The organism is Serratia sp. (in: enterobacteria), from assembly GCF_046715635.1.
GTDB lineage: Bacteria > Pseudomonadota > Gammaproteobacteria > Enterobacterales > Enterobacteriaceae > Chania.
This window is the reverse complement of the sequence record NZ_JBKJYW010000188.1, coordinates 1-21,417: the sequence shown is the minus strand read 5'-3', so window position 1 is coordinate 21,417 and position 21,417 is coordinate 1. Positions and strand designations below refer to the sequence as shown.

Genomic DNA, 21,417 nt, shown 5'->3' with positions numbered 1-21,417 from the left:
TCGCACCACATGGCCATACCTCATGATCATGGCCGCAGAACAGCAGCGTCAGCCTCTCGCATCATCGCGATCGCCTCCTGCGCCGGCAAGGTGAACTGCACCTGGCGACTGGCCACAATATCCAGTGCAAAAACCCGCGTATAGACCTCGGTACTCTCCGCTTTCTCGTGCCCCAATAACCCCTGCACCGCTTTTAATGGCGTGCCCTGGTACAACATGTGCATCGCATAGCTGTGCCGAAACACGTGCGGCGTCACCGGCACACTCAACCGGATCCCCTCACGCCTCGCCATGTGTTCCGCTTTCGTCAACCAATTGCGCACGCACCGATCGCTGATCTGCCAGACGGGCAGGGGGGAACGTTCGCCCGTCTCGGCATCGACTTCAAACAACTCCTTGGTGCTGGCAAACAGCCGGCGCAGCTCGTCCACAAATTGCGGATCGGTCAACGGCACCGTGCGGTTCGCCGACTTGCCTTTCGAGGGTCGGCCTCGACCGGTACGCCGTTGTTTGGCGGTACGCAAGACCACATGCGGCATGGCCACATTGAGCCGAAAATCCCGCCGCCTCAGCGCCAGGGCTTCATTGATCCGGGCGCCGGTATTCCACAGGAGGTTGATCAGCGCATGCTGTGTCCAGTCCGGCAGGAAGTGGAGGAGGGCAGCCACTTCCGGGGCCAGCAGGTACCGAGGCAGCTCATCATAGGTCATGGCCATCTGGCGCAACGACAGCGCACGTTGATAATCGTGCGGTGCCAGCATCGGGGGGGAGTCACCGGCGGGGGCTCCCACCCTGGCCAGTGCCGAGTCATAAGTCATCATCTGCTCCTGTTGCTCTGTCTACCCAGGATCTTCCCCCGGTCACCGGATCGGCCGAGGCCGGATCGCCGGTCGAGGCTGAATACTAAGTGGTCAAAAGAGGGAGGTTGCGCTACGTGAAAAATTCACGCCCTACGCCCCACGTCGACGTTCAGATTTCACGTAGCGCAATGTCTGTCAATATCGAACCAAAACTCACGTTGTCGTCGTCCATGCCGAACAACGCCACACCAGTATCGCCAATCCCTCGTGCCGGTGCACGGGCAATAATTCGTTTTCGCGATCGGTCATCGCCGCCTTCATGCTTCCGACTTCTGGCAATATACCATAAAGAGGAAGCAAAAAGGCGGCTGGCCAGGATCGGCGGTGGATCCCAACAGGATCCATTTACGCTGTATATTGTGTTAGCCTTTCCTGATGGGCACCACATACGGGATAACCGCCCCGAAAATGCCCCTGAAGGATCCGCTTCCGGAAAGTACAGAGAACGGAAATCTCGATCACGTGGCGATGAGAGGAGCAGCACCCCACCAAAGGGCTAGCACACCCTCGCCTTCACCATCATCCACGATGGATTCACCCCCGTCGCCGTTTCAGTAAAGCCCATTATTTATTCGGCTGCTTTGGATTTCCATAGTGTGCTATTCACCACACAACCGGCTCACATATATCTACTGCTGTAACTCTCGTATTATATAAGGCAGACATAAGGTGATATGAATTATGTCGAATGAGTATACGTCAATTGTTGATTGCAACATAGAAATTGCACGAGACATTATTAAATTAAAAAACATGATGAGGATATAATTATGCCAGATTGGGGTGCTTACGGTGATGGTACTAATTGGAGCAAAGAGCGCGGAAGTGGCCGTCAAACAGGCATTCACTGGGGTGGCGGCAGTAATGGCGGCGGTAACAGTGGGGGCAACGGTGGTAATAATGGAGAGGCGGCGTCTACCAGTGTAACAGTTTTAAAACCGGGTGAGTCGGTTACGAACAAATGGGGGGAAGGTAACAATTAACGCGGATGGTCACCCCGTTATGAATGGAACCGTGATGACTGACTTTAATTCATCGTTGGTGGATGACGGCGCGTACGGGGTTACTCGCGTATTGAACTCACTAATTAAAGGCACGCAAACGTTACGTGGCGATAATGTGAATAAATTGAACATGGGTGGGGTATTTTATCCCCTTCCAGGGCATCCGAACGTGGTAGATACCGGTTGATTCTTCGGTGAAAATAACGATAAACCTGAGTATTACTCTAAGGTTGATAACAATACATATTCAGTAACAGCCCAGAATGAAAAACAAGATCTTTACCCTTCTTTAGTGTCTGGAGCTCACAGTGGAAATTCGTCTGCGAGGAGAGCACAACAGAATAAAGCAGAAGATCAGGTTAGAGCCTATCTCAATGAAATCAATGATGCCGTAAGATTCACCGCCGACTTCTTTAAAGAAGCCACGGCAAAATACGGGGAAAACTCTGCCGCCATCGCACGGGAACTGGCTGACTCAGCGAAAGGGAAAAAGATCCGGAATGTCACCGAAGCCTTGCAAGCGTATGAACGATACGGGAGTGCGATACACCGCAAATTCAGTGTGCAGGATCGTGAGGCCATTGCCCGCGCCCTGGAGTCCGTGAATCGCGATCTGGTGGCCAAAAACCTCGCCAAATTCAGTAAAGCGTTCGGTGCGGTAGGCTACACCATCGACGCAGCTGCTCTGGCGGTTGAGTTGGCCAAAGGGACCCGTACCGGCGATTTCAGGTCGTTTTATGTCAAAGCAGAGACTATCGGTGCCTCATTGGCGGCATCGGCCCTTGTTGCCTTTACCTTTGCAGTGTTAACGGCCACGCCGCTGGGCATTCTGGCGTATGGGTTGTTACTGGCCATCACGAGCACGCTCATCAATGATGCATTGATCCAAAAAATCAACGACAAAATCTTCCGTTAAAGCAACCGCCCTACACCTTACCCTGTAGGGCGTTTTTATTCAGCAGCAGATAGAGAAGTCCAAGGGGGATGGATACCATAAAGCAAGCCATATGGTACAAGGCGTAAAGGCCGTTCTTGGCCGGGGCCTCTACAAACAGTCCCCGCGACCAGAACTCATGCGTGGTGTATTTGAGGGCCAGAGTTTCAACCAGACATTTAGCGAAAGGAAACAGCACGGCAGACAGTCCAAAAATGAGGTACATGCCTACCGAATGGCCCTGATTGAAACCGCTGTAATAGACATACGCGGCCAGGCACCCCCACAGAGAGCCATAGATTACATATTTCAGATAAAATGCCTTGGTCATCCCACCTCTCCCATGTTGTCACTCCCGTTCCTGCCTTGGTTACCACTTTACCACTCCTGCGGAGGGAAGATCGAGATCAGCAGTTTGTACCCGTTTCCGAGAAGAGCAGAGAACGGAAAGAAGCTTTGCCTGTCCACATTCTTGCAACAGTACCGGTCAGATGGCCGCTGCAAAAACCTAGCTATCACATCGCCGGAGTAATATAAGATTTTGCATGCACTTCCAAACAAACAGAAATAACTAGCAAGCCCTAAAAAACATAATGCCCCCAACCGTCCATGATAAAGGCACAAGTAAATAAATCCTAGGCGATGCTAAAAACGGCTACCATAGGTTTCCACTTGCGGTTCATGAAGACTCTTATTTATTAGACAGCAACCATGCTAATAGAATGGGAGTTATTACCCTTAAAATCACCTCATTACATATGAAAGGAGTTTATTACTCTGAACTCGACGTCAATTTCAATAAAACCACGTTCCACTTCATCTGCCGGTGGCGATGGTGACTCATTAAGGCAAACACCAAATTTTGCCACAGTTAATATCGTATCGTGCGGAAATCCTGAACTCACCAATTTATTCCTAGTCCGGAGGATGAGTTGCGTATATTTCGAGTCATTTTTAATTGCATCACCCCCACCCCATATAAAATCAATAACTTGTTTTTTTTCACATTGACCACGCAATAGACAATCGAACAATTTAGCTTGATTCTTGCTTAATACTGCCATCTTGTTGTACTTTTGATAATGAAGTGCGTTACCAATCAATACGAATGGACTGCCCGATGAAATTTTATTACTTATCGATTCAAACATTAAACCCCCTCATAAATATCAAAAAAAATAATATATTTAAAATCCATCAATTACATAAGATGAATTCATTGTATCAATAAAACGATAAACACATAAAATAGATTATTACGATGTTATCTACCTGTAAAACTGGTAAGAAACCGTTGCTTATAGAGGTATCTTGCGCGTAATGCCGCCGTGGTGAAAGCCTGTGTTTTTTGTAATCAGTTCATAATTGGGCCGGTCCGCAATTCCAAACTGATAAGCACTACCATCGATGATAGCTCGATGCTAAATGCCTTTAGAGTCTTTCCCAAGCAGACTTAAATGTGCATCACGCTGGTAAAGCCGTACGAAGGATCAACGAGCTGCGCTGCATTCTTTTGTTTGCTCATTAGGCAGAATTGTCTCGCCGGGGCAATCCGTCCTGGTAATCACCAGCCACTATTGTGATCCGGCCTCAGGCGGGTCAGCTAAATAGCGGCGCCTAATTGTGCTACACCGTGCATCAGTCCTTGCTACGCTTGGATTTGCTCTTTGCCGGTAAAAGGAACCGGCTACTGCTACTCACTGGGCAAACATCACCCGAAATCGACAGCTGGAGCGGTATTAGGCGCAGTTATAGGGATAGCCCATCGCGGAAGATGTGCCCACCACCGATGCCGTCCTTGTTCAGGGTTGTTGTGGGGTTACGATGCTCGTGTCGGAGTGGTGGTTTTTCTAGTTCGGGTACGGTGGTTTTACTCTGATGGTCATCACGGATGCAAGGCTCCTGGGTGTAACCAGGGTGAGTGCTTGAGAGAGCATATATGGCAGCAATACGGTGATTGTCCCCGGAAATCGGCGAATTGCCCCCGTGTTCGACTTGAAGCCTTTGGTCGCGAATTGCGAGGCGATCGTGGTTTCATTCGGGGGCTAAGAACTCAGTTAGGGTTAACTACGACGATATACGTGGCACTGTAGTTCCCGGGTTTAGCATTGGCGGTGCGCAACCGGGATTTAAGGTACGTTAGGTCTTTATTAACGTAGATAGAGGTAAGATCCGCAGTGACACCATTGCCTAGCGTGAACGGGTTAGGCCCATTGAGTTGGATTTTTGGCGATTCACCACAGTCAGTAAAGAGAGAGAGAGTGCGTTCGCTTACAGAGTTGGGTGCCACAATCCCATGGTCTAACACTCCATTTTCACTGAGCGTGAGCTCACACTTGGCGTTCGGAGGCCGGGGTTTGATACAAAACTCTTCATCGGAGTTAGCGATTTGTGCCCCGGTGAGTTCCCCCCAAGGTGTTGCGACATAGGGGGGTCTGTTCCCGAACCCCACGCCGAATACGACGCACTCGGACCCGGGGCCCGCCCCGTCATGTCGTCCATAAACCGAGGTGTCGATGCTACACGTACTAGCGTCGGTGAGGACCCATCGGTTCGACGCTTTCAGTTCGCAAACCCCGGTAAGAGCCGGGGCGTGGCCATTCTCAATGTAGAGATAGCAGCTTGTGAAGTTCCCGGGTATCATCCCTTTCGAACAATGTACGCCGAATGGACGGACTTTAGTCCCCGCCAGGAATTTAGGTGTATTGCCGGGGGCACGTGTCATAACGGTGGGCCCGGGTTTATAGTACACCCCTGTAGTACAAGAGGACGAACCACAGCGATCGATGTCCAGCGTGGACAAGGCCGGCCAGTTTACATCGGCTGCCGAGGCAGAGCCGAGGATGAGGGTTAGGACGAGGGTTATAACGTTGCGCATTGTTGGCCTGGTGTTGGTTTTATGGATTTACGGTTTAGCATTCCACTATGACCTCAAACTAGTTTGGTCGCCGTCAAATGGTGGTTTGCCCATGTTATCCATCGGACCACATACTCACGCACCTGTGCATTAGTCTCTGTCCCCGACAGTCTACGATGCCTAGCCTGCTCATAAAGCCGCGCGATATGTGCCCGATGGTTCTCTTCCGCCCTCGGCGCTAGCCGGGGCCCTTCGGGGATATACCACCCCGGCCAGTCAAAGCCATTTTCCATCCTCCCCATCTGTGTCTTATTCGGAGGCGCCTCAACGCCACCCAGGTCAAAAAATTCATGCTGGTGCTTAATCGCCTTGCGTAAATACCAGCGCGTTTGCGTGAATACAATAAAGTCGCCCATGTACTGTGCATAAAAGAGGTCCTCCCTGCCACAAAAGTATCCGTCAACATACCGCAACAGGCACCCGCCAATCAGCGGGCTCAGCGCACAGCCCCGGCAGATGCCCTTCTACGGTGTCAGTATCTCGCCACCGTCCTCGACGCTGTAATACAGCCATTGCCGACAAAGGCCCCGACACACCGGATCGTGGACATGCCACTGCAACTGACTATCCACCTGATGTTTCAATATATGCCGGGAATACCCGCAGATTTCCGTGCGATACACGTAACGCCATCGGGGTTCATGCCAGCCTGCTGCGACCCGGCGGGTCGTGCCGCTGACACCCTCGTGCCCCTCCAGGTGGTGGCAGTCCACCGGTCGGGGCAAACCCGCTTCGATTTGCATGGACATCCACTTCAGCACTAGGCATCATGATGCCGACCACCGCACCGAGCTTTTGCCCTATCTTCGATACGCCTGCATCAGCGACAGTCGGTACTTCTCTGCCTGGACGCCATCGCGCCTGCTGCAGAGGCCACTTGAACCACACACCCCATACATCCCATACATCGGCATTGGCCGGGGCATGCCGCTTCCCAGTCCAGCGCCGCGTTTTCCTCTGTCTGCTTGTCTGTCACTGCCTGCTTGACTTCTCTTACTCATATTCCAGTCTGAACGTAGCCACCGCACTGAACGGTCCGCGCCCAATGCTCTGGCTCCTGATGGCGTCCGGCTCGCCTTGCACATACGCTTTCAAAGCAAGACGATTGTCCCCTTCTTGCACCAGATACTTATCGCTCGCCTCATTTATCGGCACCGGCTTGGCCTGTTGTGTCTCCAGTCCTATCGCGATACCCGTAGCCTGACTGCCACTATCGATGGCCAGCAACCCAGGCAAGGCAGCATTTTCCTGACCCAGGAAGGTGACGTTCACTGTCTTGCCCAGACTTAAATCACACTCTGTCAGATGAATACTGAATGGCTGCCCCTGTGTGCGCGTGTGCAGGTACAGGGACTTGTCGATGACAGTACCAAAATCCAACGTGATTTCTTCTTCGCCCGGCGGTATCACACAGGGCTCGGCCACCAGGGTGCCGTACAGGTGAACGTTTTTTTCCCCAGCAGCCGATGCAGGAGCGATCGTCAGCACGGCAAGCAGGGAAACAAGTCCCCCCACTGTCACTGCCCGGTCAAAAAAACGGTCTTTATTGCGTTTCATCTCGGGCTCCTTATTGGTAGTCGGCACGCAGCGTCACCCAGGCCTCAAAAACTCCCTCAGTCAGCGTCGCCCCCGCGTTCTTCACCGGCACAGCCTCCAGACGCGGCGGGTTGGCCAAGTCTATCTTCAGCGTGCTGTTTGGCGTAAACGGCTTATCATTCTGGTAGACCCGGATACCCAGGTTCGCCTTGTCGGTCAGCAGCGCCTCACTGTCGAACCCTGTTGCACCGCCGCTCAGACTCAGCGTCAACGCACTGTTGCCGCTGCCGGCGCCTTCGCAGGTAATTTGATAGTTCATCCGCTGGCGGTAGTTTACCCCGTCCACTTTCTTGATACCCACCTGTTCACCGAAATTCACATCAATCCGGTTGCCGTCGTTGAGGGTGCACGGTGGCGGGGTTATCAACGTGCCGTGAAACGTCATGTTCGCCTCACCGTCCTTTGCCTGTGCCAGGGTGATATCCCCCATCAGGCAGAAGGCCAGCAACAAGACTCTTATCGTTCTGGTCATGATCCGCTCCCGTTACTGGTAATCCACGTTCATTGTGGCCACCGCAGTAAACTCATCGCCCGTCAGAGTGGATCCACTTTTTTGCACCGGCACCACCCAAAGCTCGGGTTTTTTCGGGTAGCTGAAGTTCAGCCAGGTGTTGACGGAGAGCTTGGTCGCCCCAGTTTGTAATTTAATGCCCAGCGCCGAATTGCTGGTCTTCAGCAGCGTGCCATCAAAGCCTGCAACGATACCCTGCACCTTCAGCTTCATGGCGTTGGACGGGATATTCTTGCAGTCCAGCGTGTAATTCACCGGCATCCGGTAGTTGTTGCCGTCCACCCGAGTCGTCATTACGTCACCGAACTCCACTTCAATCGGCCGGTTGTTATTGATAACGCACGTGGGGGCCACTACCGTCACCTTCACGGTGATCGTGGCGTCCCTGGCCCCCACCGCTATTTGCGGTAACGTAGCCAATAGTCCGAATAGCAGACAGGCCTCCTTCCGGTAGCGCATTGTTCCGTTCATGGCCACCTCAATCATAACTCAGATGAAAATCCACCACAGCGCGGTAACTGCCAGCCATCAGGCTGGCCAGCGTGCGCTCCGGGGTGACCCGGTACGTGAGTGTATTCTGCCCAGGGATCAGCAACAGCGGTTTACCCCGACTGCCCAAACGCACGTCTTCGCCCTGGCCGTCTTCCAACCGCAACCCCAGCCCGGAGATGCCCTGTGCCTTCACCAGGTGCGGGTTGTCCGCGTCACGGGGGGCATTAAAACTCACCGTCACTGCCGGCTGGTTATCCGCCCAGGTCAGACCGCCGGTACGCACGTCCCGGATGCTGGCCGGGCTGCGTAAGCAATCCACTAAGCGCAGTTCGAACCGCACCGACTCGCCACGGGCGCCAATGGCCTGCAAACGGCCCGTCCCCGTCTCGCCCAGCGTGATATCCTGACTGGCGCTGGTCATTTCCAGACGACAGGCGCTCTCCGTCAGCGCACCATGCACGTACAAAGTACCGTTGGCACCCTCGACGTCCCAATTATCCACCGTCGCCTGCGCCGCCGGCAGTAACCACAGCATGGCGCCCAGTGTCAGCGGCGCCATCAGGGCCAGCCCGCCCAGCAAGCCGAAGTAACACACCTCGCCCAGCCAGTACCGACGGTGCGGGTACGCGTTTATCTTTCCGGTCATAACCCTTTCTCCCTTACCCTTCTCACCATCGCGGCGAGAGCGTAGTTCAACCACACTGCCGACTTGTCACGCCGGTTCAGCCGCCTTTTTTCTCTGGCACCACCGTGCAGGTACTGCCACTGCAACTGAAACTCAGCGTCGGCCGGCCACCATAGTCGTTGACATAGGTCAGCACCGGGCTGCCGCCCACACTGGTCGTGCTCACCGTCAGCGGCAAGCTACCCATCGGTGGCACCATCATCGGCTCAAAACCCTTGACACCCGGGCCGCCCTTCTTATTGCTCGCGTCCACAAAGGTGACGTAATACGGCGTCGGGTTGTTGACCACGTACTTGTCACCCTGCTTTGTCAGTGTGATCTGCTCCTGCGGTGGCGCGGCGCTCTTCTCAATCGCGATGCCAACCGGCCGGTAGAACAGTTTGATGCGCGTCTGCAGCGCGATTTGCAACGTGTTGGACTTGGTACTTCTTGGCGGGATTTCCCGCAGGTTGAAGTAATAAATCGTTTCGCGGTCTTGCTTGAGCAACTTCGTCGCTGGCAATGCCTGAATTTTAACCTGGCTTGGCTTGCCAGGTTCGATACGCTGTACCGGTGGTAGGACCGTCAGTGGGCTCTGGATTTTTTTGCCTTGCTCGTCCTCAATCCAGCCCTGCGCAAGGTACGGTAATTGCTTGTTCTGGTTGCTAACGTTCAGGCTCACCGAGTTCTGGCTACCGTCAAAAATTACACGAGTACGGTCCAGCGCAATGGCGGCCTGCGCCTGTTGGGCAGCCATTGCGCCCAGCAGGGCTAAGGTCAGCAGCCCCGGTTTGCATGGGCTGCGGTGTAAAGAGGTCGTCGTGTTCAATAAGTCGTTTCGCATTGTCTCTTTCCCGGCCTCAGGGCCTGTGAATAGTATTGGTTAAAAACGCATACCATTTGCGTCATTCAGCGGTGAAGGCTGTGTCGTCACGCCCTTGGCGTCGGTGCTGTTACCGCATCTGGTGGTACCGGAACCGTGAGTTTATCGCTGTCATGCTTTCCAGCGCTCACAGGATGGCACGGCAGCAGCAACATATTCATCAGCATGTCCGCCGGCAGCGGCGTCGGTATCTGCACCTCGCACTGCGCCTCACCGTTCCAGTGTACCGTCATGGTGTCACCGGCGTTAATGCCGCTCAGGCACCGTGCTGCAGTTGATTGATTTGGTGTTCAATAAACATAATGACTGTGCCACGAATAAGCCCCCGTACCGCATGCCGGTACTGACTCCCAGAGAGCTCCAGGTCTTGTCTGCCATTGCACAGGGAGTCCAGCCTGGCAGATTAGCCAGACAGCTCGGGCTACACGTTAAAACGATCAGTTCCCATAAATGCACCGCCATGCGCAAGCTCGGATTCTCTCGCAATCACGAATTGTATCACTGGTTGAGCCGTCAAGGCGGCCTGGTGAAAAACCCCATCAACACCCGGGGATCAGCCCCTGTTACAGTGCCAATGAATCCCTCAGGAAAAGACCACCAAGCCTTTACTCTGCGTCAGGACCTGTTGGCGCACGAGCAACAACTCGCACGTCAACGTGTCGAACTGGAGTCACTGCGCCAGGAAGTCACCGCGTTGCGGAAAGGAAAATTATCACTTCCCGTCGTCAACGCCCCAATAATGTCGGACCAGCAACAGTTACAACAATGGGTTGTCGGGCTGGGAGATGCCTAGCGAGTCTCACCCGATGCACGTCGTACCACAGTCCTGCTTCACTAGGCAACCCAACAGGCCGAGCATGAACGCGAGCGACTGCAGCGGGAAGCCCAAGAGACATTGCTGGCGTTGCGCAAAATCCAGCAGAACAATGAGCAGAAACTGGCCAAGCAGCAGGCGATAACGAACCCGGCACAGACTGAACTTGCAACATTGTGTAAACAAACACCATAGAACATGACACCAGCGTAATTGACGGATGAGAAAATCCGCCGGTCCTATGCGGCAGGTTAGGCGTTGGGCCAGGATATCCAAGCACTGATGGTCGAACGCCAAGATTGGGGAGTCCCCGTTGATTGTGATGGCCTATTAGCTGGTGTTATCAACAGCGTATCGGGACGCTTACAGTTGCCACCGGGAACTAAACAAACTGATGGAAAAGGCCGATGCTACCGCCAGTGCAACACACGAGAAAAAGCTTAATGTTCAGGGACAACGCGATGACGATTACTTCACTGAATTCATAAAGCAAAAGACGTCGAATAATCTCCGATGGGCTTCTGGTATTGAGTGAACTATGCAGGTGCCCCCGATAGTCGGGGGATTCTATAGTGGGGAGGTGGTCAAGGAAACGTCGACGGACGGGACAGTGATTCAGGATATGGACCTGGCCATCAAGCTCTTGTCGCAACCGCTGCCAGAACCGTATTCTCTTTGGATAAGGGGTGATCTCGCCCGGAAATAACAACCATTTCATCATCGAGCCAAGGTTCGCAAATGAGGTTTAGCTCGGTTGCTGGTCCTTCCAGAAAAGCGACATCAATTTCAAAGTGCTCCACCATCTTGCTGATTTCCTGGGTATTGGCGATTATCGACTGTGGCATCCAGCCATTGTCTTTAGCGAACCCCTTCAACATATCGGGCAGGAAATAGCTACCAATGGTTTTAGTGCAGCCCAATCTGAGCTGATTATTCTGAGCATCCTCACTAAACAACACTCCAACGCCTTGCATTCGAGCGAGTAGTTCATCTGCGACGGGTAATAATTTCCTCCCCTCATGGTTTATATATAGCCGGGCATGCTGTCGGTCGAACAGACGTACGCCCAATTGGTTTTCCAGCTCGGCTAGCGCTTGAGACATAGCACTCTTGGTCATGAATAGCGCCTCAGCGGCGAGCGTCATGCTGCCGTTGTGTGCGATAGAGACAAAAACTGACATTTGTTTGAAGGTAATATTCATCGTTTAATTTTTCTAAACCCAATGTAAATTATAACTAAATTTTTTAAATGATAACGGATAGCTATAGTTTGTACAGCAGAAGAGATAAAGAAAAAGAGAGGTGATAACGTGTTAAGGCATTTACATCATAAAGTTCGGGGATTACCTACACCTGTAGCAGGTTTAGCCTTGGGGATCGCAAGCTTAGGTTGGTGTTTAGAGAATGCTTTGCCGCTGCATGGTATAGGGCAAAATACAGGGGCTTTGATTGCGGCTGTGTTGTTATGTGTAATAGCGGCACGCTTTATTCTTCATCCCGACACATTAGCACAAGATCTCAAGCATCCGGTCATGGGTAGCATCATTCCAACCTTTGCGATGGCTGCTATGGTCGTATCTAAAGCCCTTGGCCATTTTCTGCCGTTAGCGGGTCAAATTCTTTGGGTGGGGGCGGTCCTAATACACTTGACTGCGCTGACTTTTTTTATCTATCACCGTGCGCAACAGCCTAATTTACATCATATGGTGCCGAGTTGGTTCATACCCCCAGTGGGGATTATCGTAGCCGATGTATCCTGTCCAGCCGATGCCTATACCGAGTTTGCTCTGATTTTACTGGCAATGGGTATGGTGAGTTACCTGCTGATGCTGCCCATCATGATTTACCGTTTAATGTTTCGTAGTGAAGTGCCGGATGCGGCAAAACCGACTATCGCGATAATGGCGGCACCTGCCAGTTTGTCATTAGCGGGTTACCTGACCGTCGTTAAAGAACCTTCAATGTTGATTTGTGCAGTGCTGCTTGGCGTGGCGTTGTTGATGACAATCGTGATTTACTGCGCTTTTTTCCGGTTGATGAGACTGCCGTTCAGCCCAGGTTATGCTGCCTTTACCTTCCCGATGGCGATTGGTGCAACAGCGCTTTATAAGATGGCGAACCTGTTGAGTAGCTATCCACAGGCCGCCGAGTATGCACACCAGCTTTACATGATGGCGACAGCAGAAGCTGTAGTTGCATCGCTGGTTATTAGTTATGTCTCTGTACTGTTTATCCATCACTATTTAATCCCGAAAAATCGGCACTTTCATCAAGGTGTGGTGAAATGATGGGATAGAGAGGGTCCACTATAAAAAAGTTCAGGTTTTTATTATTCCAGCAGCAGCGGTAGTTTTATTTTTAGGTTGTTTTTCTTGGACACTGTTTTTATAATTTTGATATAAATAGTCTCTGCAAAAGGCTTTTCAAATGATAGACCTTGATGATTATATTATTCGATAAAAAATGGAGTTACCATGACATTCAAAAAAATCTTATCACTCGGCATTTTGCTTTTGCTCTCTCTTTCGTTTTTTGGGGTGACACCTATTGTATTAGCTGCCTCCTCAGCATCCGATGTACCGATGAAAGCTCCCCCTCTGGAAGAGGGAAAGGAATACATCACGCTGCCCTACACCGTGAGCTCCCAGCCGCCAGTTGTGGAGTTTTTTTCTTTTTATTGCGGCCCTTGCTATCAATTCATCAATGAATACCCAGTTTCTGATGCGATAAACCGCGCTCTATCAGAAGGAAAAGTCACCAAGTATCATGTCAGCCTTATGGGTGTATTGGGTAATGAACTGACGGAGGCCTGGGCGATAGCGATCGTTTTGGAAAAAACCGAGCTGTTGGAGCGCCCTTTGTTTGAAGCAGTACGAGATGGAAAACTCAAAGGTATAGAAGATATTAAGTCTATTTTTTCCCAATTTGGCATTGAGACTGAAATCTACAAAAAAATGCAACAAACCCCCTCTGTTAAAAATACGATAACCATTCAAAATGCAGCCATAAAAAAATTTAAAGTTAAAGGCACCCCAAGTTTTTACATTAATGGAAAGTATCAAATCAATAATTCAGGGATTGCAGCAACATCATCACAAACGTACGTGGATAACTTTGCCAAGGCCGTTAAAATATTATTGTCTCAGTAATATTTCAGGCTCTGTCGCATTAACAGTATGAGGTCAGTATAAAGTAGCACTGCCGGTTTTTAGGCAGCCAACAGATAAAATTGTTCCGCTGTGGATAATCCATCACCGAGTGGATGCTGACATTGCCCTTTACGTATCATCTGTAGCAGTTCGGTACCTGCTAACAGGGTCTGTGCGGCTCTGTCGCATTAGTGACATGAAGTTGTCCAAAGTTGCGTTGTTGGTTATTTAGGCAGCCAGCAAATAGAATTGTTCCGCGGGTGACTATTCCCCAATTTTCGGGTGTTGATATTGCCCTTTTCGTATCATGTTGAGCAGTTCGATACCGGCCAGGATCGTCTGTGCCCGTCGAAAGGATTTGAATCCCAGCATGGATCGTGTCCGGCGTTTGATATTACGGTGATCTTGTTGGGGTTTGAGGGCCAGTGATGTAAAAAACCACGTTAAGGAGATAATTCATTGTTTATGTTAAAATTCAATGGCCTTAACTCCCCGTTCAGAATATCCTCCGATAACGAAAACGTATAATGGCCCAACATATTTATATGACCATGTATCAGCGGGGATAATCTTGCCAGATGTTCCTCCTCAGGTATTTCGCCCGACTGGCGAAGATGTGACAGCGCCTCCTGCATGTAAAGCGTGTTCCACAACACAACCGCATTGGTTACCAGGCCCAAAGCACCCAATTGATCTTCTTGTCCCTCACAGTAGCGTTTTCTGATCTCGCCGCGTTGCCCGTAGCAAATAGCTCGAGCCACGGCATGACGTCCTTCTCCCCGGTTGAGCTGTCTCAGTATCCGGCGTCGATAATCTTCATCATCAATATAGTTGAGAAGGTACAAAGTCTTGTTAACACGGCCAACTTCCATAATCGCCTGAGCCAGACCAGATGGTCGGGTACTTCTAAGTAGCGAGCGAATAAGCTCAGATGCATGGATGGTCCCCAGCTTTAGTGATCCCGCCATACGCATCATTTCATCCCATTGGGATTCTATTTTCGACAGCTCAACACATCCCCGTGCAAGCTCATCCAGAGTACCATAATGTGCTGTTTTATCTGCCCGCCAGAATACCGCCTCGCCAGCATCTGCAAGGCGAGGGGAAAATTGATAGCCCAACAACCAGAACAGACCGAAAATGATATCGCTGGAACCTGCCGTGTCCGTCATGATTTCTACCGGATTCAACCCGGTTTGCTGCTCCAGAAGCCCTTCCAGCACAAAGATGGAATCACGAAGCGTACCGGGAACGACAATGCCGTGGAAACCGGAATACTGGTCGGAAACGAAGTTATACCAGGTGATACCGCGTCCTGAACCAAAGTATTTGCGGTTAGGTCCGGAATTAACCGTTTTTACCGGTGTGACAAAACGCATGCCATCAGCGGAGGCAACTTCACCACCACCCCAGTACCCTGCAAGCGGTAGCGTCGACTGAAAATCAACCAACCGAGCATTTGCACTGACCAACGTTTCTGCCCGCAGATAATTTTGCTTAACCCAGCTCAGCCGATGGCGAGTAAGCGCAGGAATATTATGCTTTATCAGTGGTTCAGGCCTATATTGCAGGCCTCAGCCAACAATGTAGCGCACAGACTGACGTTCAGATCCTGTGCTCGTGCGCCTGATTCACTGACGTGGCTGAATTCACGGGTAAAACCAGTTCGTGCATCAATTTCAAGCAACAATTCGGTCAGATCAACCGGTGGGATGAGTTCCCTTATCCGGCGATTCAGTTGTATCAGTGCCAGTGGTTCATACAGTTTATCCAGACTGCTGATCGTCAGTGAGGGATACTTACCCTCATTACTGATGTTAACCGCAGCGTTATGTGCAAAACGCGAAGCCACTGATTTCCACGTTTCATCAAGCCGCGTAGCCAGTTGTTCTGCTGCTTTAATTCCGTCTGATGGATGACCCAGAGCCCGACATACCGGGATCCGTTGCGCCTGCCATTCAGCTCCCTGAAGCAGTTTCTGACGTGGATCGCCCCACCTGTCACTGTTTTCCAGCCAGATATCACGCCGCCGTAAAGAATCCTGAAGACGTTCCAGCAGGCACAACGAATAACCCGCGCGTAGAATCCGGCCATATCTGTCGTAAACAAGGCGTTTCCAGGGGCCGGAAATGATTTGCTCTGGTGCATCGTCGAGAATGCGTTTTTTTGAGCCATTCAGTTCGGCCAGATACCCCCCCATGTCAGGGTAGTTGTCGCCTCTAACTGAAAAAAATCCAGGGGGCTGGAGATGATCATGGGAAGCTATTCACCAGAACGTAAAGCGGCGGTGATCGCCAGAATGTTACCGCCGCATAATCAGTCGATTTACCAGCTCTCACGCAAGGAAGGCATCCCCGCCAACACACTTTATGGCTGGCGCTCTCAGGCGGGTATCCCGCCCCAGCCCGCGACTGATAATGGCAAGCCACCACAGGAATGGCCCCAGGAGGCGTAATGCTTGTCAGTTAAGCTTTTAAAGGTGGCCGCAACGGATAACGTTGCGGCCTCTTTTTTACTGCTCTCGGGTATCCACGTCTCCGTCACGCGGGGCGGTCTCGATGTTAAGCACGGCGTATGGCGAAGCCTCTTCTTTAAAAAGAAGGCCGTGGAGACCATCTGGCGGACCGCCGTTATCCGCCTGCTGCGCGGCAGCTACGATAGCATCATGCCCGGCATGCTGCCGGGTCTGGGCCACATTCGCGACGAACGCCAGTGGCGCCGTTATCTGCAGGCACAGTACGGCCGGTACTGGAAGGTGCATTTTGCGAAAAAGACCCGAGGGGCATGGCACAGCGTGAAGTACCTGGGCCGGTACCTGAAGCGCCCGCCGGTGTCGGCTTCCCGCCTGCGGCACTACTGTGGCGGCGCGGTGGTTCATCACTATCTCGATCACCGCACGGGGAAGCATAAACGCCAGACGCTGAGCCAGGAAGAGATGATCGGGCGCTATATCAGCCATGTTCCGGCGCGCCATTTTAAGATGGTGCGTTACTCCGGGTTTCTGGCCAACCGCAAAAGGGGAACGCTGCTGCCCCGTGTGTATGAAGCCCTACAGATGCAGGCGCGGGAAAAACCGGAGAAGCCGGGATTCGCCGTGCTGATGAAGGGCTTCCTGGGCACGGATCCGTACAAATGTATCCTGTGTGGCGACCGACTGCGTTTTGCCAGCGCTCAGGCAGGTACCCATGCAACGGAATTGCTGTCAGAAAGGTTGAGAGGAATGGAGAAAAAGCGATGGTTGCGAATGCCTGAATTGGATCAGTACGCCTGAAAAGTGGCTTTCCGGTTAAAAACACATCAAAGGCGGCATTTTCATACATATACTGATGAATAACCTCGTCATCAAAGGGATGAACTGCGGTTAAATTCATGGTCAGTCGCTCTCAAAAGATGCGATTCAATCTCCTAACCATCAAGCCGCGCAATTACGCCAAACAGCAGTGCGCGAAGTTTTTCGTCAAACCGGTATAGCTCAACGCCATATTCAAAATATTCATCCTTCCTGTAATGTTTACCGCCAGTGCTGGTTAGGTCTAACAGGGGATGAAGGTAAATTTTGAAGTGATAGTAACTTATCTGGCTCAGGTACTTTCTGCTTCAGCCTCATCCAGAAATTCAAGCTGTTTGCTCTTAAGGTCGTTAACCAGATCGGCAGGTGTGCGATAAGGCTTGCTGTAAAGGGTTGTTGGCATCGCGACATCATCCCTGAAAAGGCAAAAAAAAAGCCCACTAACTTCCCCGAAGGGTTGTTGCAGGCATCATTGGTATTAATATTACTCTGTTTGACGTACACGTCAACAGGAATTACTCAAAAAAGAGCAATCAGCACCACACTGGACGTTCAGGTTATTCTGTCCAGTCGCCCAGGCCATCCCCAAAATCAATATGTAGTACCGGTCGCAGCTGCCAGGCGCGCAACATGTAGTGTGTCGGGCTGGCAGTCATCTTCCCCCCAGCCCCGTACGGCACCAGTGGCCGCTCCCGTACCTAGACAAAACGGCCCTATCGGAAAAAATGTCCAACCTGGGCGCCAAGCAGATTGGAATTATTTATATACATGTGTTTCCTACTTTACCAAAAAACGGATCTGACGGAGAAAAGGCGTACCGTCGGTATGTAATACTCACAGTGTATGTATCAACCGTATTGTATGTACTACATGTATTATCTGTACTGTATGTACGATTTGTATTTTATGTATTGTGTATAGCCTACGCAACGATTACACTGTCGCCATTACCCCTCACCCAGGAGAGACACTGTGAGTAGCCTTGCCCCCGACACCGTACGACGCATTGAGGACGCCGCCGCTTCCCTCATCGCCGCCGGCACCCCGAACCCGACCAACGAGCAGGTGCGCCAGCACCTGGGTGGCGGCTCTCTGTCCCACATCTCCCCGGTGATGCGTGCGTTCCGCGCCCGCCAGCGCGAGCGGGCCAGCGAACAGACTCCGGCGCTACCGCCGGAGCTGCTGCAGTTGCTCACTGGCCAGTTGGGACTGCTGTGGCAGGCCGCCTGTAAGCAGGCGGATGCGGACACCCTGGCGGCGCGTGAGCAGGCCGACGCGGATATCGCCCAGGCTGACCAGGAGCGCGACGCCGCCTTGGCAAACGTGTCACAGCTGGAGTCCGAGCTGGCGGTGCTGCGTGAGGTGGTCACCGAGCGCGACCGTCTGCTGGCAGAGGTCCGTGAGCTGCGGGCCGAAGCGCTGCCGCTACGCGAGCAGGTGGCCCGCCTGACCGCCACCGGCGAACACCAGGCGGCACAGCTGCAGGAAACGAAAGCGGAGCTGAAGTCCGCCAGGGAGGAAAACCGTACCTTGCAGGGCGAACTGCTGGCCCTGGCGCGTCAAGAGTTCACTGGCGGGAAGGAGAAGGCATGAAGACAGAAATTCGGGCCTGCGTGAAAGCATTTCGTCAGGCGCTGCAGCTGGCCGCCGGCGACCGTAAGGAGCAATGCCGCGGAATGGCTCGCTGGCACACTGATGTCAGTAAATTTCCGGGCGGCAGTTGCGGTCTGACCAGTCACTTTCTGGCGCAGTACCTGAAGGATCATGATGACACACTGTGTCCGTACCTCCTGCACCTGGACGCTACTGAAGCCTTTAGAAAGGCAACGGGTTCTACCGTTCACGGCCACGTTATCGTCGCACTGGACGGGGATTACATTGACCTGACGCTGGATCAGTTTAAGGAGGAATATAACCACTGCGTCACGGACGAACCAATAGGATCGAACGGCCCGCTGGGGCAGCTTCTGGCCGATATTCGCAAGTATTCTGATGATGATAACGCCATCCGCACGCGTGACATTAATCTCGAGGGAGGTGAGAAGCTGTATGACTGGTTACGCAGCACAGCGGATGATCTTCTGGCAAAGGATCCGGAGTGGCAGGACTGGCAACGCAAGACGTCGGAATGCAGTGAAAGCCTCCGTGGAGCCATTGGATTTAACTTCCCGCCAGCTGTAAGCGGGAACGGCGAACCGTAATCCACCCCAGAGGAGGCGCTGACATGCCGCATTACAATGGCCGCTGGTACCGCTACACCGAACCCGAACGGCGCGAGTATGGGGAACGTCAACGCGAGGAACTGAGCCGGGACTGGCACGCGTTGTGGATCAGCAGGGCAGGCCTGAAAGACAGGTTCTGGACGGACAAGGCTATTGCTGACTTTCTGGGGCCGCCTCAGAAAGCGGGGCCCATCAGTGCCTGGACCAGAAATGAAGTGCTGGCCACCGAGAAAACGACGGAGTTCAGAAACTGGATGGAAAAGCGGCGTGCCTGGCTTGATACCCGCTGCCGACTCCAGGATATTGCGTATGCCAGTTATGGGCTGCTGGCGATCGGCTGGGATATCAGTGCGCCGGAAAAACCAGTGCGTTTTCAGGAATTGGTCTGGAATGAGAAGAACCAGGACCTGGTCGATTATTCACATAAATGGATAAACTCGCCATTCACTGGCGCCGAATTTAATGGCTGGGAACCGGACGAGGTGGCCTGCGCTATCTGCGAGTGGTTTATTAGCCAGAGCCAGGAAAGCAACATACTGGTAAATAAGCCATGAGCCGGACATCCTGCACAGGAAACGTCCATCTGATAGTCACGTGCACGCGGCGCAAAACCGTGGCGGCCGGCGGAACCGTCTTCCCTGAGGAGTGCAATGCCGGTATTGTCTATGAGAAGTGGCGGGAAAGACTGGCGCAGGCCAGCTACGAAAATCCCACCATGACGGCCGGGGATTTGTATACCGGTCAGCACTGGAGCAGGGCAGCTGCAGCTGCGGCACGTACCGGAACCGAATTATGGGTAATCTCTGCAGGTCTGGGTTTCCTTCATGTAAACGATAGGGTTGTACCGTATGACGCCACGTTTGCCACGATGCCTGTCTGCCACCAGGATATGTGGTCTAATTTAACCTCTAGTCCCCCCACCGAACGCCGCTGCGCCTCGCTGCATGAACTGATGCAAAAAAGACCTCTGGATCGCTTTGTGATCGCCGCCTCTCCCGTCTATCTGCGGGCCGTGGAAGCGGATTTAAGCGCGGGCAGGGGGGAACTTCTTTCACCAGAGCTGCTGACGATTGTCACCTCGAAAGGCTATCAGGGACACCTGAGGGATAACGTCAGGTATACCAGTGCCGGAATGATGAAGATGCTGAACACCAATATGGCCGGGCTTAATATCAGTTATGCCCTGCCGATAATTGAAAAGAGCCGCCTGGCCATGACTGCGGGCTGACGGGTTATTTGGGGTCGAGGCGGTCAGTAACGCCCCCGTTACCGCCGCCACCCCGTATGCAGACGTGCAGGCGTCTGATACTCATGGGATTATACCGCAGTCGCCAGTAATGGCTAACCGAAGCAGAGACCGTAACAGATTGCGTGTTTGGGGGGTCAGTTTGGATATAGGAAATTGTCGGGAGGGAACACCCGTTCGGCTAATCTGCACAGCCGTGTAACTGGCCGATCAGGCGGTGGGGACCACTTAAGCCCCGTTAAAGCGATCCCTTCACGCTGACGTTCATGGATTAAAGAACGTTCGAACTCGGCAAAAGCCCCCATCACTGAGAGCATCAGGTTTGCCATGGGGGAATCGGCGTCCACGGCGAGGTGCAGTTTTCGCCTGACGCGACGCTTTTCTTGACCGTGCTTTTTCACCTTCCACTCGCCTTCGCCGAAAACTTTTAATCCGGTGGAATCGATAACGAGATGGGCAATCTCGCCGCGTGTGGGGTTTTTCAAAGGGGTGCAGACGGACTTCGCTCGTCTGCTGACGCAGGAATAATCCGGGCAACGAAGCGGGAGCTTCATTAATGTAAAAATGGAATCAATGAAGCCCTGAGCGGTACGTAGCGTGAGGCGAAAGACGCGTTTGAGCATCAGTACGGTGGAAATAGCTAACGCAGAATAACGTTGTGGACGCCCTCGTGAAGTCGTTTTTGGCTCGTCGTACCAGGCCTGGATGGCCGACTCATCAAGCCAGAATGTCAGTGAACCCCGATTGACGAGAGCCTTGTTGTAGGCGTTCCAGTTGGTGATTTTGAACTTTTGCTTTGCCACGGGATACCGCCAGAGGGGGCAGGAATGTGGTGA

At 52.5% G+C, this 21,417-nt stretch carries 22 protein-coding genes and 5 pseudogenes; 12 read left to right on the top strand and 15 right to left on the bottom strand.

The features are described from left to right. Positions 1-26: 26 nt before the first annotated feature. Positions 27-818, bottom strand: coding sequence for a tyrosine-type recombinase/integrase (locus tag ACLQ7H_RS09300; RefSeq protein ID WP_411752414.1), 792 nt, complete (start codon positions 816-818; stop codon positions 27-29). A gap of 984 nt (positions 819-1,802) precedes the next feature. Here ACLQ7H_RS09300 and ACLQ7H_RS09295 point away from each other — a divergent pair. Beyond that, the gene (locus ACLQ7H_RS09295) at positions 1,803-2,051 is read left to right on the top strand and encodes a hypothetical protein (RefSeq protein ID WP_411752409.1); all 249 of its coding nucleotides are present in this window, start codon (positions 1,803-1,805) and stop codon (positions 2,049-2,051) included. Between the two features lie 105 nt (positions 2,052-2,156). Further along, on the top strand, positions 2,157-2,780 hold the full coding sequence (locus ACLQ7H_RS09290) for a colicin-like pore-forming protein (RefSeq protein ID WP_411752408.1): 624 nt from the start codon (positions 2,157-2,159) through the stop codon (positions 2,778-2,780). Positions 2,781-2,790: 10 nt separating this feature from the next. Here ACLQ7H_RS09290 and ACLQ7H_RS09285 read toward each other — a convergent pair whose 3' ends face one another. The 8 genes from ACLQ7H_RS09285 to ACLQ7H_RS09250 form a co-directional block, all read right to left on the bottom strand. Beyond that, positions 2,791-3,129, bottom strand: a complete 339-nt coding sequence (locus ACLQ7H_RS09285) for a colicin E1 family microcin immunity protein (protein ID WP_411752407.1) — start codon at positions 3,127-3,129, stop codon at positions 2,791-2,793. Positions 3,130-3,550: 421 nt separating this feature from the next. Further along, positions 3,551-3,949 (bottom strand): hypothetical protein, encoded by a 399-nt coding sequence (locus ACLQ7H_RS09280; RefSeq protein WP_411752406.1) that lies wholly within the window; start codon positions 3,947-3,949, stop codon positions 3,551-3,553. A 2,759-nt stretch (positions 3,950-6,708) separates the two neighbouring features. Continuing rightward, complete coding sequence (locus tag ACLQ7H_RS09275) at positions 6,709-7,272, bottom strand: fimbrial protein (protein WP_411752405.1); 564 nt, start codon at positions 7,270-7,272, stop codon at positions 6,709-6,711. 10 nt (positions 7,273-7,282) lie between these two features. Next, entirely contained in the window at positions 7,283-7,783 is a 501-nt protein-coding gene (locus tag ACLQ7H_RS09270; RefSeq protein ID WP_411752404.1) for a fimbrial protein, read from the bottom strand. Positions 7,784-7,795: 12 nt separating this feature from the next. Further along, positions 7,796-8,293 carry a fimbrial protein gene (locus ACLQ7H_RS09265; protein ID WP_411752403.1) on the bottom strand — a complete coding sequence of 166 codons (498 nt, stop codon included), beginning with the start codon at positions 8,291-8,293 and terminating at the stop codon, positions 7,796-7,798. Between the two features lie 7 nt (positions 8,294-8,300). After that, positions 8,301-8,960, bottom strand: a complete 660-nt coding sequence (locus ACLQ7H_RS09260) for a fimbrial protein (RefSeq protein WP_411752402.1) — start codon at positions 8,958-8,960, stop codon at positions 8,301-8,303. Positions 8,961-9,036: 76 nt separating this feature from the next. Further along, positions 9,037-9,822, bottom strand: coding sequence for a fimbria/pilus periplasmic chaperone (locus tag ACLQ7H_RS09255; RefSeq protein ID WP_411752401.1), 786 nt, complete (start codon positions 9,820-9,822; stop codon positions 9,037-9,039). Positions 9,823-9,908: 86 nt separating this feature from the next. Continuing rightward, the gene (locus ACLQ7H_RS09250; RefSeq protein WP_411752400.1) at positions 9,909-10,094 is read right to left on the bottom strand and encodes a hypothetical protein; all 186 of its coding nucleotides are present in this window, start codon (positions 10,092-10,094) and stop codon (positions 9,909-9,911) included. A 101-nt stretch (positions 10,095-10,195) separates the two neighbouring features. Between ACLQ7H_RS09250 and ACLQ7H_RS09245 the strand changes: the two are divergent. Together ACLQ7H_RS09245 and ACLQ7H_RS09240 are read left to right on the top strand one after the other, a co-directional pair. Next, a pseudogene (locus ACLQ7H_RS09245) lies at positions 10,196-10,354 on the top strand (helix-turn-helix domain-containing protein); the annotation flags it as partial. 81 nt (positions 10,355-10,435) lie between these two features. Beyond that, complete coding sequence (locus tag ACLQ7H_RS09240) at positions 10,436-10,654, top strand: hypothetical protein (RefSeq protein ID WP_411752415.1); 219 nt, start codon at positions 10,436-10,438, stop codon at positions 10,652-10,654. Positions 10,655-11,310: 656 nt separating this feature from the next. Here the strand turns inward: ACLQ7H_RS09240 and ACLQ7H_RS09235 are convergent. Then, on the bottom strand, positions 11,311-11,877 hold the full coding sequence (locus ACLQ7H_RS09235; RefSeq protein WP_411752399.1) for a LysR family transcriptional regulator: 567 nt from the start codon (positions 11,875-11,877) through the stop codon (positions 11,311-11,313). Positions 11,878-11,985: 108 nt separating this feature from the next. On the opposite strand from ACLQ7H_RS09235, the gene ACLQ7H_RS09230 reads away from it, so the two are divergent. After that, positions 11,986-12,963, top strand: coding sequence for a TDT family transporter (locus tag ACLQ7H_RS09230; protein ID WP_411752398.1), 978 nt, complete (start codon positions 11,986-11,988; stop codon positions 12,961-12,963). Between the two features lie 186 nt (positions 12,964-13,149). After that, positions 13,150-13,824, top strand: a complete 675-nt coding sequence (locus ACLQ7H_RS09225) for a DsbA family protein (protein ID WP_411752397.1) — start codon at positions 13,150-13,152, stop codon at positions 13,822-13,824. Between the two features lie 59 nt (positions 13,825-13,883). On the opposite strand, the pseudogene ACLQ7H_RS09220 reads toward ACLQ7H_RS09225, so the two are convergent. The 3 pseudogenes from ACLQ7H_RS09220 to ACLQ7H_RS09210 all read right to left on the bottom strand — a co-directional run. Next, a pseudogene (locus ACLQ7H_RS09220) lies at positions 13,884-14,006 on the bottom strand (IS6 family transposase); the annotation flags it as partial. Positions 14,007-14,088: 82 nt separating this feature from the next. Continuing rightward, a pseudogene (locus ACLQ7H_RS09215) lies at positions 14,089-14,235 on the bottom strand (DDE-type integrase/transposase/recombinase); the annotation flags it as partial. A gap of 32 nt (positions 14,236-14,267) precedes the next feature. Then, positions 14,268-16,015: pseudogene (locus tag ACLQ7H_RS09210) on the bottom strand (Tn3 family transposase); the annotation flags it as partial. A gap of 63 nt (positions 16,016-16,078) precedes the next feature. Between ACLQ7H_RS09210 and ACLQ7H_RS09205 the strand changes: the two are divergent. Beyond that, complete coding sequence (locus ACLQ7H_RS09205; RefSeq protein WP_411752396.1) at positions 16,079-16,279, top strand: transposase; 201 nt, start codon at positions 16,079-16,081, stop codon at positions 16,277-16,279. Positions 16,280-16,282: 3 nt separating this feature from the next. Beyond that, positions 16,283-17,095 (top strand): transposase, encoded by an 813-nt coding sequence (locus ACLQ7H_RS09200; RefSeq protein ID WP_411752395.1) that lies wholly within the window; start codon positions 16,283-16,285, stop codon positions 17,093-17,095. A 134-nt stretch (positions 17,096-17,229) separates the two neighbouring features. Here the strand turns inward: ACLQ7H_RS09200 and ACLQ7H_RS09195 are convergent, their stop codons facing one another. After that, positions 17,230-17,364, bottom strand: a complete 135-nt coding sequence (locus ACLQ7H_RS09195) for a hypothetical protein (protein ID WP_411752413.1) — start codon at positions 17,362-17,364, stop codon at positions 17,230-17,232. 721 nt (positions 17,365-18,085) lie between these two features. Between ACLQ7H_RS09195 and ACLQ7H_RS09190 the strand changes: the two genes are divergently transcribed. The 4 genes from ACLQ7H_RS09190 to ACLQ7H_RS09175 are packed head-to-tail and all read left to right on the top strand — an operon-like array spanning position 18,086 to position 20,563. After that, complete coding sequence (locus tag ACLQ7H_RS09190; RefSeq protein WP_411752394.1) at positions 18,086-18,706, top strand: DNA-binding protein; 621 nt, start codon at positions 18,086-18,088, stop codon at positions 18,704-18,706. Next, positions 18,703-19,314 (top strand): hypothetical protein, encoded by a 612-nt coding sequence (locus ACLQ7H_RS09185; protein ID WP_411752393.1) that lies wholly within the window; start codon positions 18,703-18,705, stop codon positions 19,312-19,314. The genes ACLQ7H_RS09190 and ACLQ7H_RS09185 overlap by 4 nt, the downstream gene beginning before the upstream one ends. A 23-nt stretch (positions 19,315-19,337) precedes the next feature. After that, positions 19,338-19,889 (top strand): hypothetical protein, encoded by a 552-nt coding sequence (locus tag ACLQ7H_RS09180; RefSeq protein ID WP_411752392.1) that lies wholly within the window; start codon positions 19,338-19,340, stop codon positions 19,887-19,889. Then, a complete protein-coding gene (locus ACLQ7H_RS09175) occupies positions 19,886-20,563 on the top strand; it encodes a DUF6884 domain-containing protein (RefSeq protein WP_411752391.1) in 678 nt (225 codons plus the stop codon). The genes ACLQ7H_RS09180 and ACLQ7H_RS09175 overlap by 4 nt, the downstream gene beginning before the upstream one ends. 269 nt (positions 20,564-20,832) lie before the next feature. Here the strand turns inward: ACLQ7H_RS09175 and ACLQ7H_RS09170 are convergent. Beyond that, positions 20,833-21,384, bottom strand: a pseudogene (locus tag ACLQ7H_RS09170) (IS5 family transposase); the annotation flags it as partial. Positions 21,385-21,417 lie beyond the last annotated feature (33 nt).